This window comes from Cedecea neteri (assembly GCF_000758305.1).
Lineage (GTDB): Bacteria > Pseudomonadota > Gammaproteobacteria > Enterobacterales > Enterobacteriaceae > Cedecea > Cedecea neteri_C.
On the sequence record NZ_CP009458.1, the window covers coordinates 1367309 to 1381849 of the forward strand.

6 protein-coding genes, 1 tRNA gene and 3 rRNA genes are annotated in these 14541 nt (G+C 53.4%); 8 read left to right on the forward strand and 2 right to left on the reverse strand.

Going from position 1 to position 14541, the window contains the following annotated elements; all coding sequences use genetic code 11:
* Positions 1–4 precede the first annotated feature (4 nt).
* Complete coding sequence (purH, locus tag LH23_RS06420; RefSeq protein ID WP_039289279.1) at positions 5–1594, reverse strand: bifunctional phosphoribosylaminoimidazolecarboxamide formyltransferase/IMP cyclohydrolase; 1590 nt, start codon at positions 1592–1594, stop codon at positions 5–7.
* A 618-nt stretch (positions 1595–2212) separates the two neighbouring features.
* On the opposite strand from purH, the gene LH23_RS06425 reads away from it, so the two are divergent.
* The 8 genes from LH23_RS06425 to aceK all read left to right on the forward strand — a co-directional run bounded on the left by LH23_RS06425 (position 2213) and on the right by aceK (position 13581).
* A 16S ribosomal RNA gene (locus LH23_RS06425) occupies positions 2213–3752 on the forward strand.
* A gap of 85 nt (positions 3753–3837) precedes the next feature.
* Positions 3838–3913, forward strand: a tRNA-Glu gene (locus tag LH23_RS06430).
* Positions 3914–4125: 212 nt separating this feature from the next.
* A 23S ribosomal RNA gene (locus LH23_RS06435) occupies positions 4126–7031 on the forward strand.
* A gap of 99 nt (positions 7032–7130) precedes the next feature.
* Positions 7131–7246, forward strand: a 5S ribosomal RNA gene (gene rrf / locus LH23_RS06440).
* Together the 16S, 23S and 5S rRNA genes with 1 tRNA gene alongside form the textbook arrangement of a ribosomal RNA operon.
* A 423-nt stretch (positions 7247–7669) precedes the next feature.
* Positions 7670–8599, forward strand: a complete 930-nt coding sequence (metA, locus tag LH23_RS06445) for a homoserine O-acetyltransferase MetA (protein WP_039289281.1) — start codon at positions 7670–7672, stop codon at positions 8597–8599.
* 245 nt (positions 8600–8844) lie between these two features.
* On the forward strand, positions 8845–10443 hold the full coding sequence (aceB, locus tag LH23_RS06450; protein WP_039289283.1) for a malate synthase A: 1599 nt from the start codon (positions 8845–8847) through the stop codon (positions 10441–10443).
* Between the two features lie 30 nt (positions 10444–10473).
* Positions 10474–11781, forward strand: a complete 1308-nt coding sequence (gene aceA / locus LH23_RS06455) for an isocitrate lyase (RefSeq protein ID WP_039289285.1) — start codon at positions 10474–10476, stop codon at positions 11779–11781.
* A gap of 57 nt (positions 11782–11838) precedes the next feature.
* Entirely contained in the window at positions 11839–13581 is a 1743-nt protein-coding gene (gene aceK / locus LH23_RS06460) for a bifunctional isocitrate dehydrogenase kinase/phosphatase (RefSeq protein WP_039289287.1), read from the forward strand.
* On the opposite strand, the gene iclR is transcribed toward aceK, so the two are convergent.
* On the reverse strand, positions 13578–14411 hold the full coding sequence (gene iclR, locus LH23_RS06465) for a glyoxylate bypass operon transcriptional repressor IclR (protein ID WP_039289289.1): 834 nt from the start codon (positions 14409–14411) through the stop codon (positions 13578–13580). The two genes, aceK and iclR, sit on opposite strands and share 4 nt — an antisense overlap.
* Positions 14412–14541: the final 130 nt, after the last annotated feature.

Consider the following 14541-nt stretch of genomic DNA (forward strand, 5'->3'; position numbering starts at 1 on the left):
GTAATTAATGGCGGAAGTGGCGCATGCCGGTGAAGATCATTGCGATCCCATGCTCGTCGGCGGCGGCAATGACTTCATCATCACGAATTGACCCGCCCGGCTGGATAACGCAGCTCACGCCAGCTTCGGCTGCGGCATCAATGCCATCGCGGAACGGGAAGAAAGCATCAGAAGCCATAGCCGAACCTTTCACTTCCAGGCCTTCATCGCTGGCTTTGATACCGGCAATTTTGGCTGAGTAGACGCGGCTCATCTGGCCTGCGCCTATGCCGATGGTCATATTGTCACGGGCATAAACGATGGCATTGGATTTAACGAACTTCGCCACTTTCCAGCAGAACAGTGCATCATGCAGTTCTTGCTCGGTCGGCTGACGTTTAGTGACTACGCGCAGATCGCCTGCGGTCACCATACCTAAATCACGATCCTGAACCAGCAGGCCGCCATTGACGCGTTTGAAATCGAGGCCAGCTGTGCGTTTCTGCCACTGGCCGCAAACCAGGACGCGAACGTTCTGTTTAGCCGCGGTGATCTTCAGCGCTTCTTCGCTAGCTGAAGGGGCGATAATGACCTCGACGAACTGGCGAGAAATAATGGCCTGTGCGGTTTCTGCGTCCAGCTCACGGTTGAAAGCGATGATGCCGCCGAAGGCCGAGGTTGGATCAGTTTTATAAGCCTGGTTGTAGGCTTCGAGTACGGAACCACTGACGGCCACGCCGCAAGGGTTAGCGTGTTTAACGATAACGCAGGCCGGTTCGTCGAACTCTTTCACACATTCCAGTGCCGCATCGGTATCCGCGATGTTGTTATAGGAGAGCGCTTTGCCCTGAACCTGGGTCGCGGTTGCCACGGATGCTTCTTTAATTTCTTCTTCTATATAGAAGGCGGCCTGCTGATGGCTGTTTTCGCCATAGCGCATATCCTGCTTCTTAATGAAGTTCAGGTTCAGCGTGCGTGGGAAGCGCCCGGCAGGATCTTTACTTTCGCCGTGATAGGCCGGGACCAGGCTACCGAAGTAGTTAGCGATCATGCCGTCGTAGGCCGCAGTGTGCTCGAAAGCTTTGATCGCCAGATCGAAGCGAGTTTCCAGCGTCAGGGATCCTTCGTTCGCGTCCAGCTCGGCAACGATCGCCTGGTAGTCGCTGCTCTTTACTACGATCGCCACATCTTTATGGTTCTTGGCCGCGGAGCGAACCATGGTTGGGCCGCCGATGTCGATATTCTCAACCGCATCTTCTAAAGAGCAGCCTTCGCGGGCAACGGTCTGGGCAAACGGATAAAGGTTAACGACGACCATATCAATAGGAGAGATGGCGTGCTCCGCCATGATGGCATCGTCCTGACCGCGACGGCCAAGAATGCCGCCGTGAACTTTCGGGTGCAGCGTTTTGACGCGTCCGTCCATCATCTCCGGGAAACCGGTGTAGTCGGAGACTTCGGTTACCGGCAGGTTTGCTTCTGCCAGCAGGCGGGCGGTTCCGCCGGTGGACAGCAGCTCCACTCCACGTTGGGAGAGGGCCTGAGCGAATTCGACGATACCGGCTTTGTCAGAAACACTGAGCAGTGCGCGGCGTACAGGACGACGTTGTGACATGGTTTTATCCCTTGGCTTTGGTTCGCATATAGAAGAGCGTTAGCTGAATTTTAGTCTTCACCTTAGTTCTGGCGGTGCAGAAAAGGGAAATTAAGGAAAAGAAGAGACGAAAACTCAGCTAACGCCCCCATCGGGGGTGTCCATTTTATCGCGGTGCATTGTAGCGAAAACGTTTGCGTCACGCTCGCGAATTTTAAGTTCAAATCCGGATTGTGGATAAGTCTGTGTGCAAAAGGGTATAAGGCGGGGTTTTGCTGTGGAATGCAGCAGTCAGTCATTTTTCTGTCATTTTAGTATTGCAGCGCCGGGAGAACTCCCTATAATGCGCCTCCATCGACACGGAACATGTGAACAACATCACAGAGTAACGGCGGCGATGAGAGTGAAAAATCCTGAAATTAAGGGTTGACTCTGAAAGAGGAAAGCGTATTATACGCCACCTCGAGTTAGCAAGCGAAAGCGACTGACTCACTGCTCTTTAACAATTTATCAGACAATCTGTGTGGGCACTCGCAGGATTGATATCTCAGCATCTTCGGATGCAAACAAATATCAAGTCTTGAAGAGTGACTACTGATTTTATAAACAGTTTTAATTCTTTGAGCATCAAACACTTTTAAATTGAAGAGTTTGATCATGGCTCAGATTGAACGCTGGCGGCAGGCCTAACACATGCAAGTCGAGCGGTAGCACGGGGAGCTTGCTCCTGGGTGACGAGCGGCGGACGGGTGAGTAATGTCTGGGGATCTGCCTGATGGAGGGGGATAACTACTGGAAACGGTAGCTAATACCGCATAACGTCGCAAGACCAAAGAGGGGGACCTTCGGGCCTCTTGCCATCAGATGAACCCAGATGGGATTAGCTAGTAGGTGAGGTAATGGCTCACCTAGGCGACGATCCCTAGCTGGTCTGAGAGGATGACCAGCCACACTGGAACTGAGACACGGTCCAGACTCCTACGGGAGGCAGCAGTGGGGAATATTGCACAATGGGCGCAAGCCTGATGCAGCCATGCCGCGTGTATGAAGAAGGCCTTCGGGTTGTAAAGTACTTTCAGCGAGGAGGAAGGCGTTAAGGTTAATAACCTTAGCGATTGACGTTACTCGCAGAAGAAGCACCGGCTAACTCCGTGCCAGCAGCCGCGGTAATACGGAGGGTGCAAGCGTTAATCGGAATTACTGGGCGTAAAGCGCACGCAGGCGGTTTGTTAAGTCGGATGTGAAATCCCCGGGCTCAACCTGGGAACTGCATTCGAAACTGGCAAGCTTGAGTCTTGTAGAGGGGGGTAGAATTCCAGGTGTAGCGGTGAAATGCGTAGAGATCTGGAGGAATACCGGTGGCGAAGGCGGCCCCCTGGACAAAGACTGACGCTCAGGTGCGAAAGCGTGGGGAGCAAACAGGATTAGATACCCTGGTAGTCCACGCCGTAAACGATGTCGACTTGGAGGTTGTGCCCTTGAGGCGTGGCTTCCGGAGCTAACGCGTTAAGTCGACCGCCTGGGGAGTACGGCCGCAAGGTTAAAACTCAAATGAATTGACGGGGGCCCGCACAAGCGGTGGAGCATGTGGTTTAATTCGATGCAACGCGAAGAACCTTACCTACTCTTGACATCCAGAGAACTTTCCAGAGATGGATTGGTGCCTTCGGGAACTCTGAGACAGGTGCTGCATGGCTGTCGTCAGCTCGTGTTGTGAAATGTTGGGTTAAGTCCCGCAACGAGCGCAACCCTTATCCTTTGTTGCCAGCGGTTCGGCCGGGAACTCAAAGGAGACTGCCAGTGATAAACTGGAGGAAGGTGGGGATGACGTCAAGTCATCATGGCCCTTACGAGTAGGGCTACACACGTGCTACAATGGCGCATACAAAGAGAAGCGACCTCGCGAGAGCAAGCGGACCTCATAAAGTGCGTCGTAGTCCGGATTGGAGTCTGCAACTCGACTCCATGAAGTCGGAATCGCTAGTAATCGTAGATCAGAATGCTACGGTGAATACGTTCCCGGGCCTTGTACACACCGCCCGTCACACCATGGGAGTGGGTTGCAAAAGAAGTAGGTAGCTTAACCTTCGGGAGGGCGCTTACCACTTTGTGATTCATGACTGGGGTGAAGTCGTAACAAGGTAACCGTAGGGGAACCTGCGGTTGGATCACCTCCTTACCTAATAGATACAACCCGCGTAGTGCTCACACAGATTGTCTGATAGATGTAGAGAAGCAAGGCGTCTTGCGATTGAGACTTCAGTGTCCCCTTCGTCTAGAGGCCCAGGACACCGCCCTTTCACGGCGGTAACAGGGGTTCGAATCCCCTAGGGGACGCCACTTGCTGGTATGTAAGTGAAAGTTGCGTGCCGATATATCTCAAAGCTGACTTGAAAGAGTCATGTTTGAGATATTTGCTCTTTAACAATCCGGAACAAGCTGAAAATTGAAACGACATGTCGTCTTATTCTTCCGTAATAAAGAATGAGGTTAAGACATGTTCGAGTCTCTCAAATTTTCATAATCTGAAGCGAAACATCTTCGGGTTGTGAGGTTAAGCGACTAAGCGTACACGGTGGATGCCCTGGCAGTCAGAGGCGATGAAGGACGTGCTAATCTGCGATAAGCGTCGGTAAGGTGATATGAACCGTTATAGCCGGCGATTTCCGAATGGGGAAACCCAGTGTGTTTCGACACACTATCATTACGTGAATACATAGCGTAATGAAGCGAACCGGGGGAACTGAAACATCTAAGTACCCCGAGGAAAAGAAATCAACCGAGATTCCCCCAGTAGCGGCGAGCGAACGGGGAGCAGCCCAGAACCTGAATCAGTTTGTGTGTTAGTGGAAGCGTCTGGAAAGTCGCAGGGTACAGGGTGATACTCCCGTACACTAAAATGCACAGGCTGTGAGTTCGAAGAGTAGGGCGGGACACGTGGTATCCTGTCTGAATATGGGGGGACCATCCTCCAAGGCTAAATACTCCTGACTGACCGATAGTGAACCAGTACCGTGAGGGAAAGGCGAAAAGAACCCCGGCGAGGGGAGTGAAAAAGAACCTGAAACCGTGTACGTACAAGCAGTGGGAGCCTCTTTATGGGGTGACTGCGTACCTTTTGTATAATGGGTCAGCGACTTATATTCTGTAGCAAGGTTAACCGTATAGGGGAGCCGCAGGGAAACCGAGTCTTAACTGGGCGTTAAGTTGCAGGGTATAGACCCGAAACCCGGTGATCTAGCCATGGGCAGGTTGAAGGTTGGGTAACACTAACTGGAGGACCGAACCGACTAATGTTGAAAAATTAGCGGATGACTTGTGGCTGGGGGTGAAAGGCCAATCAAACCGGGAGATAGCTGGTTCTCCCCGAAAGCTATTTAGGTAGCGCCTCGTGAACTCATCTTCGGGGGTAGAGCACTGTTTCGGCTAGGGGGCCATCCCGGCTTACCAACCCGATGCAAACTACGAATACCGAAGAATGTTATCACGGGAGACACACGGCGGGTGCTAACGTCCGTCGTGAAGAGGGAAACAACCCAGACCGCCAGCTAAGGTCCCAAAGTCATGGTTAAGTGGGAAACGATGTGGGAAGGCACAGACAGCCAGGATGTTGGCTTAGAAGCAGCCATCATTTAAAGAAAGCGTAATAGCTCACTGGTCGAGTCGGCCTGCGCGGAAGATGTAACGGGGCTAAACCATGCACCGAAGCTGCGGCAGCGACACTATGTGTTGTTGGGTAGGGGAGCGTTCTGTAAGCCGTTGAAGGTGAACTGTGAGGTTTGCTGGAGGTATCAGAAGTGCGAATGCTGACATAAGTAACGATAAAGCGGGTGAAAAGCCCGCTCGCCGGAAGACCAAGGGTTCCTGTCCAACGTTAATCGGGGCAGGGTGAGTCGACCCCTAAGGCGAGGCCGAAAGGCGTAGTCGATGGGAAACAGGTTAATATTCCTGTACTCGGTGTTACTGCGAAGGGGGGACGGAGAAGGCTATGTTAGCCGGGCGACGGTTGTCCCGGTTTAAGCATGTAGGCGGAGAGTTTAGGTAAATCCGGACTCTTATTAACGCTGAGGTGTGATGACGAGGCACTACGGTGCTGAAGTAACAAATGCCCTGCTTCCAGGAAAAGCCTCTAAGCATCAGGTAACATTGAATCGTACCCCAAACCGACACAGGTGGTCAGGTAGAGAATACCAAGGCGCTTGAGAGAACTCGGGTGAAGGAACTAGGCAAAATGGTGCCGTAACTTCGGGAGAAGGCACGCTGTCGTTAGGTGAAACCCCTCGCGGGTGGAGCTGAAGGCAGTCGAAGATACCAGCTGGCTGCAACTGTTTATTAAAAACACAGCACTGTGCAAACACGAAAGTGGACGTATACGGTGTGACGCCTGCCCGGTGCCGGAAGGTTAATTGATGGGGTTATCCGCAAGGAGAAGCTCTTGATCGAAGCCCCGGTAAACGGCGGCCGTAACTATAACGGTCCTAAGGTAGCGAAATTCCTTGTCGGGTAAGTTCCGACCTGCACGAATGGCGTAATGATGGCCAGGCTGTCTCCACCCGAGACTCAGTGAAATTGAAATCGCTGTGAAGATGCAGTGTACCCGCGGCAAGACGGAAAGACCCCGTGAACCTTTACTATAGCTTGACACTGAACATTGAGCCTTGATGTGTAGGATAGGTGGGAGGCTTTGAAGCGTGGACGCCAGTCTGCGTGGAGCCAACCTTGAAATACCACCCTTTAATGTTTGATGTTCTAACGTAGACCCGTGATCCGGGTTGCGGACAGTGTCTGGTGGGTAGTTTGACTGGGGCGGTCTCCTCCTAAAGCGTAACGGAGGAGCACGAAGGTTAGCTAATCACGGTCGGACATCGTGAGGTTAGTGCAAAGGCATAAGCTAGCTTGACTGCGAGAGTGACGGCTCGAGCAGGTGCGAAAGCAGGTCTTAGTGATCCGGTGGTTCTGAATGGAAGGGCCATCGCTCAACGGATAAAAGGTACTCCGGGGATAACAGGCTGATACCGCCCAAGAGTTCATATCGACGGCGGTGTTTGGCACCTCGATGTCGGCTCATCACATCCTGGGGCTGAAGTAGGTCCCAAGGGTATGGCTGTTCGCCATTTAAAGTGGTACGCGAGCTGGGTTTAGAACGTCGTGAGACAGTTCGGTCCCTATCTGCCGTGGGCGCTGGAGAATTGAGGGGGGCTGCTCCTAGTACGAGAGGACCGGAGTGGACGCATCACTGGTGTTCGGGTTGTCATGCCAATGGCATTGCCCGGTAGCTAAATGCGGAAGAGATAAGCGCTGAAAGCATCTAAGCGCGAAACTTGCCCCGAGATGAGTTCTCCCTGACTCCTTGAGAGTCCTGAAGGAACGTTGAAGACTACGACGTTGATAGGCTGGGTGTGTAAGCGTAGCGATACGTTGAGCTAACCAGTACTAATGATCCGTGAGGCTTAACCTTACAACACCGAAGGTGTTTTAGAGAGAAGTAAATTTTCAGCTTAGTTCAGGATTTAGTTGATGGTTATATAAAAATATAACGGTCAATAAACAGAATTTGCCTGGCGGCCGTAGCGCGGTGGTCCCACCTGACCCCATGCCGAACTCAGAAGTGAAACGCCGTAGCGCCGATGGTAGTGTGGGGTCTCCCCATGCGAGAGTAGGGAACTGCCAGGCATCAAATAAAACAGAAAACCTCAGCCTGATGGCTGGGGTTTTTTGTTTTCTGGTTTCTGCCACTTTCAACTCTCAGAGAGCAGGACAAAATCGTCAGGAACGATTTTGCACAGCCGGAGGCTGCCCGCAGGGTGACGGGCAGGACGGCCCGGCATACAACTGCCAGGCATCAAATAAAAGCAAAAGGCTCAGTCGAAAGACTGGGCCTTTTGCTTTTGTACGCTTCATATTTTACCTTCCTTAAACAGACATATTCACTACGCCCTTGCCTTCAATCCAGCGTAAATATCTACTCTGCATCATCACTCTTAAATGAAACATTTTCACCTTTTCGCTTCTGACTCGACATTGATCCATAAACTCGGTATCGTCAGGTGTCTGGATGTCTAAACGTTTAAACGTATGCTTTGAGGATATAAGGTTATGCCGATTCGGGTGCAGGACGAGCTACCAGCCGTCAATTTCCTGCGTGAAGAAAACGTCTTTGTGATGACGACATCGCGCGCCAGCAATCAGGAAATACGTCCGTTAAAGGTACTGATCCTGAATCTGATGCCAAAGAAAATTGAGACGGAAAACCAGTTCCTGCGGTTGCTTTCCAACTCTCCACTGCAGGTGGATATCCAGCTGCTGCGCATCGACAGTCGCGAATCTCGCCATACACCTGGCGAGCACCTCAATAACTTTTATTGTAATTTTGACGACATTAAACACGACAACTATGACGGATTGATCGTCACCGGTGCGCCTCTCGGACTGGTTGAATTTAATGATGTTGCTTACTGGCCGCAAATCCAGCAGGTACTGGAATGGGCCAAAGATCATGTTACCTCGACGCTGTTTGTCTGTTGGGCAGTCCAGGCCGCGCTGAATATTTTGTACGGTATTCCTAAGCAAACACGGGATGAAAAACTTTCTGGTGTCTACGAGCACCATGTTACTCAGCCCCATGCCTTGCTAACTCGCGGGTTTGATGATTCATTCCTGGCGCCTCACTCTCGCTATGCTGATTTTCCTGCGCAGCTGATCCGGGATTACACCGATCTGGAGATCTTTGCCGAAACTGAACAGGGCGATGCCTATCTGTTTGGCAGCAGGGATAAGCGTATCGCGTTCGTGACCGGCCACCCGGAATATGATGCGCTGACGCTGTCCGGCGAGTACTTCCGCGATGTCGATGCGGGGCTTCAGCCCGAGGTACCTTATAACTACTTCCCGGGCGACGATCCGGCGAAAAAACCTCACGCGACCTGGCGTAGCCATGGCAATTTGCTGTTCACCAACTGGCTGAACTACTACGTCTACCAGATTACGCCATTCGACCTTCGCCACATGAACCCGACGCTCGATTAAGCGTTTCAGCTTCCCATTCCAGGCGCCTTCGGCGCCTTTTTTCTTTTCTGAAAACCACTTCCCTCCTTGATTAAACTTTAATCCCATAAATATCAATACGATAAATCAATTTAAAATTAAAAATGGAAATTGTTTTTGATTTTAAAAATTCATGAAGTAGTCTTAATTCTGTTGCATGAAAACTGCACAGCCGTGCGCGATTCACTTTTGGCCGTCTCGACGGGATAAGACGAAGGAGTAACCGAATGACACAACAGACAGTTAGCGAAGAGCTGGCCTTTAGCCAGCCGTTTGGCGAGCAAGAAAAGCAGATCCTCACCCCGGAAGCCGTAGAATTCCTCGGCGAGCTGGCGAGTCGCTTTACCCCACAGCGCAACAAGCTGCTGGCATCCCGCATTGCTGAACAGCAGGCCATCGACGGCGGAAAGCTTCCTGATTTCAATTCGGAAACCGATTCCATTCGTAAAAGTGACTGGCAGATTCGTGGTATTCCGCAGGATCTGCTCGACCGCAGGGTAGAAATTACCGGGCCGGTTGAACGCAAAATGGTGATCAACGCCCTGAATGCTAACGTAAAAGTCTTTATGGCCGACTTCGAAGATTCTCTGGCACCAAGCTGGAGCAAAGTCATCGACGGGCAAATCAACCTGCGCGACGCGATTAACGGCACCATTAGCTGGACAAACGAAGCGGGAAAAATCTATCAGCTGAAGCCAGACCCGGCGGTACTGGTTTGCCGCGTGCGCGGCCTGCATCTGCCTGAAAAACACGTGACCTGGCGTGGGGAAGCGATCCCTGGCAGCCTGTTCGACTTCGGGCTCTATTTCTTCCACAACGTGGATACCCTGCTGGCTAAAGGCAGTGGCCCTTATTTCTATCTGCCCAAAACTCAGTCATGGCAGGAAGCGGCCTGGTGGAGCGAAGTCTTCAGCTTTACGGAAGATCGCTTCGATCTGCCACGCGGCACCATTAAAGCAACTTTACTGATCGAAACACTGCCTGCTGTCTTCCAGATGGACGAGATCCTGCATGCTTTGAAAGATCACATAGTGGGCCTGAACTGTGGCCGTTGGGACTACATCTTCAGCTACATCAAAACCCTGAAAAACCACCCGGATCGCGTCCTGCCGGACAGGCAATCCGTGACGATGGATAAGCCTTTCCTGAACGCCTACTCGCGCCTGCTGATCAAGACCTGCCATCGTCGCGGTGCCTTTGCGATGGGCGGCATGGCGGCCTTTATCCCGAGCAAAGACAGCGCGCGTAATGAATGGGTACTCAACAAAGTCAAAGCGGACAAAGAGATGGAGGCCAACAACGGCCATGATGGTACCTGGATTGCGCATCCGGGCCTGGCGGACACGGTTGTTGAGGTCTTTGGCAAAGCGCTGGGTGAGCGCCAGAACCAGCTGGACATCAGCCGCAGCGAAGATGCACCCATTACTGCGGCACAGTTGCTTGAACCTTGCCCTGGTGAACGCACTGAAGAAGGTATGCGCGCTAACATCCGCGTTGCGGTGCAGTACATCGAGGCGTGGATCTCCGGCAACGGCTGCGTGCCTATCTACGGGCTGATGGAAGATGCCGCGACCGCTGAAATTTCCCGTACTTCTATCTGGCAATGGATCCACCACCAAAAGACGCTAAGCAACGGCCAGACCGTGACGAAAGCGCTGTTCCGCCAGATGCTTGCCGAAGAGATGTTGGTGATTCAGGACGAGCTGGGCGACCAGCGTTTTAGCCAGGGACGCTTCGATGAAGCTGCACGGCTGATGGAACAAATTACCACCTCAGAAGAGTTAATCGACTTCCTGACGCTGCCGGGCTATCGCCTGCTTGCCTGAACCTAACCCTATAAAAATGGAGCATCTGAAATGAAAACCTCTCGTAGCCAACAGATTCAACAAGTACAACAAGAATGGACACAGCCGCGTTGGGAAGGCATCAAGCGTACCTATAGCGCAGAAGACGTCGTGAAACTGCGCGGTTCACTGACCCCGGAATGTACTTTGGCACAGCACGGGGCGGCTAAACTCTGGCGCCTGCTGCACGGTGAGTCGAAAAAAGGCTACGTAAACAGTCTGGGGGCGTTAACCGGAGGCCAGGCTCTACAGCAGGCTAAAGCCGGCATCGAAGCCATTTACCTCTCCGGCTGGCAGGTTGCGGCGGACGCGAACCTGGCGTCCAGCATGTACCCGGATCAGTCACTTTACCCGGCGAACTCTGTCCCTGCTGTTGTCGATCGGATCAACAACAGTTTCCAGCGTGCGGATCAGATCCAGTGGGCATCCAATATTGAACCAGGCGATCCGCGCCACATTGACTACTTCCTGCCTATCGTTGCCGATGCAGAAGCTGGTTTTGGCGGCGTGCTGAACGCCTTCGAACTGATGAAGTCGATGATTCAGGCCGGTGCCGCTGCGGTGCACTTTGAAGACCAGCTTGCCTCGGTGAAGAAATGCGGCCATATGGGCGGTAAAGTTCTGGTCCCCACTCAGGAAGCTATCCAGAAGCTGACCGCTGCTCGCCTGGCGGCTGATGTGATGGGGGTTCCAACGCTGCTGATCGCCCGTACCGATGCTGATGCCGCAGATCTGATCACCTCCGACTGCGACGAATACGACCGTGAATTCATCACCGGTGAGCGCACGCAGGAAGGTTTCTATCGTACCCGCGCTGGCATTGAGCAGGCTATCAGCCGTGGCCTGGCCTACGCGCCTTATGCCGACCTGGTCTGGTGTGAAACCTCTAAACCTGATCTGGACCAGGCCCGTCGCTTCGCGGAAGCCATCCACGCACGCTTCCCTGGCAAACTGCTGGCCTACAACTGCTCGCCGTCCTTTAACTGGAAGAAAAACCTCGATGACAAAACTATCGCGTCCTTCCAGCAAGAACTGTCGGACATGGGCTACAAATACCAGTTCATCACCCTGGCGGGGATCCACAGCATGTGGTTCAACATGTTCGACCTGGCGCACTCTTATGCGCAGGGCGAGGGGATGCGCCACTACGTTGAGAAGGTACAGCAGCCTGAGTTTGCCGCCGCTTCGGAAGGCTACACCTTCGTTTCTCACCAACAGGAAGTGGGGACCGGCTACTTTGACCGTGTAACCACCGTCATTCAGGGCGGGGCTTCTTCCGTCACGGCGCTGACAGGTTCGACTGAAGAAGAGCAGTTCTGAAGAAACTTTATTTTCCCCCTCTCCTTTGGGAGAGGGCCGGGGTGAGGGGAGAAATAAATGTCACACAGGCTGGAGCTGTTAATTGCCCACACCATCCTGCAGGGGTTCGACGCGCAATACGGTCGATTTCTGGAGGTCACCGCGGGTGCCCAGCAGCGCTTTGAACAGGCTGACTGGCACGCCGTTCAGCAGGCGATGAAAAGCCGTATCAACCTGTACGATCACCACGTAGGTCTCGTCGTAGAACAGCTTCGCTGCATCACTGGCGGGCAAAATACCGACGCGGCCTTTCTCCTGCGCGTGAAAGAGCAATACACCCGCTTGCTGCCGGATTATCCACGTTTTGAAATTGCCGAAAGCTTTTTTAATTCTGTCTATTGTCGACTCTTCGACCACCGCTCGCTTACTCCCGAGCGGCTTTTTATCTTCAGCTCACAGGCTGGTAAGCAGCTTCGGCCGCTGCCTCGCCCACTGGCAAAAACATTTCTCCCGGAGCAGGGTTGGACGACGTTGCTCACGACCTTGCTCTCCGATCTCCCGCTTCGCCTGCCGTGGCAGGATATTGCGCGAGATGTGGGTTTTATCCTCGCCCATCTGCACGAAACCTTCGGCGCAGAAACATTGCGGACGGCCACGCTGGAAGTGGCTAATGAACTGTTTTACCGCAATAAAGCCGCCTGGCTGGTTGGCAAACTGGTTCTGCCGGGAGGAAAAATTCCCTTTTTATTGCCGATCCATCGCACCGATGATGGCCGGTTAATGGTAGACACCTGCCTGACCAGTTCCCCCGAAGCCAGCATCGTTTTTGGCTTTGCGCGTTCTTATTTCATGGTGTATGCCCCTTTCCCCGCAGCGCTTGTTGAGTGGCTGCGCGAGATTTTACCAGGAAAAACCACCGCCGAGCTGTACATGGCGATTGGCTGCCAGAAGCACGGCAAAACCGAAAGCTATCGCGAATATCTGACCTACATTCACGGCACGCATGAGCAGTTTATTGAGGCACCCGGCATACGCGGCATGGTGATGCTTGTGTTCACGCTGCCGGGCTTTGATCGCGTGTTTAAAGTGATAAAAGACAAGTTCGCGCCGCAGAAAGAAGTCACCGCCGAAAGAGTCCGTGCCTGCTACCAACTGGTAAAAGAGCATGACCGCGTGGGGCGCATGGCGGATACGCAGGAGTTTGAAAACTTCGTGCTGGATAAGCGGCAGATAAGTTCCGATCTCATGGCGCTGCTGCAGGAAGAAGTTCCTGAAAAACTGACCGATCTTGGCGACCGCATTGCTATCAGCCATCTCTACATTGAGCGGCGAATGGTGCCGCTTAACCTGTGGCTGGAGCAGGTAGAAGGCCAGCAGCTACGGGATGCGGTGGAAGAGTACGGCAACGCCATTCGTCAGTTGGCGGCAGCCAACATCTTCCCTGGCGACATGCTGTTTAAAAACTTTGGCGTGACGCGCCACGGGCGGGTGGTGTTCTACGATTACGATGAAATTTGCTACATGACCGAGGTAAATTTCCGGGATATTCCGCCGCCGCGTTACCCGGAAGATGAACTCTCTTCGGAGCCGTGGTACAGCATCTCGCCGGGAGATGTCTTCCCGGAAGAGTTCCGGCACTATCTTTGCGCGGACAAACGCATTCGCCCGCTATTCGATGAAATGCACGCCGACCTGTTCCGCGCCGACTTTTGGCGTGCTTTGCAAACCCGCATCCGCGATGGCTATGTCGAAGATGTTTATGCTTATCGCCGCCGCCAGCGCTTTAGCCAGCGGTTTGGGGAAGTGAAGCGAGCGGGCTAGCGCCCGCCGCCGTAAGCCAGAGTAATTTCCTTCGCCGCTTTGATCACCAGCGCACCCAGCTCCGTTACTCGGTCATCGGTGATGCGTGAAATCGGGCCAGAAATGGAGATCGCCGCAAACGCTTCATGATGTTCATCGTAGATGCACGAGGCTACGCAACGCAGCCCCAGCGCATGTTCTTCATCGTCAAACGAATAACCACGCTTGCGGGTTTGCGCTAAATCTTCTTTCAAATGCAGCGGCGAAGTCAGCGTTGCCGGCGTGTAACTGTGCAGGCCTTTGCGGTGCAGCAGGCCGGCCAGTTCGTCGTCGTTAAGCTGGGCCAGAAACGCCTTGCCCGCACCGGACGCGTGCATCGGCAGCTTGCCGCCAATGGGCGCCGACATACGCATCAGCTGCGTGCACTGAACCTGGTCGATAATAATCGCTTGGTGATCGCTCTTGTCGAGCACCGCGAGGTTGACGGTTTCACCGGAGGCTTCCATCAGTTTGCGCAGAATCGGGTGCACAATGGCCAGCAGATTGCGGCTTTGCAGGAAGCTGCTGCCGACGACAAATGCGTGCGCGCCAATCGTCCAGTGGCCAAGATCGCCCACCTGATGCACAAAGCCTAACTGCTGCATCGTGGTGAGCAGGCGGTGGGTGGTGGAATTGGGCAAACCAGCCTGCTGGGCAAGCTCGGTGAGCGCCACACTACCGTGAGATTCGGCGATCCACTCCAGCAGCTTAAGGCCGCGGGTCAGGGACTGCACTTGCCCGGTAGCAGCCGGAGCCGCAGCGGCTGCGGCGCGGGGTTTCTTACCTCGTTTAGCGGGGACTGTAGCAACCATACCGGACTCCTTTTTCGTATCGTGGAAATCATTTTCGTTTTATTTGGCGAATTTGCAACCGCTACTCAGACTGATCGGAGGAGTGATGCTGAACATCTCTCATGTTCCCGACATGCGGCTTTTACGACCC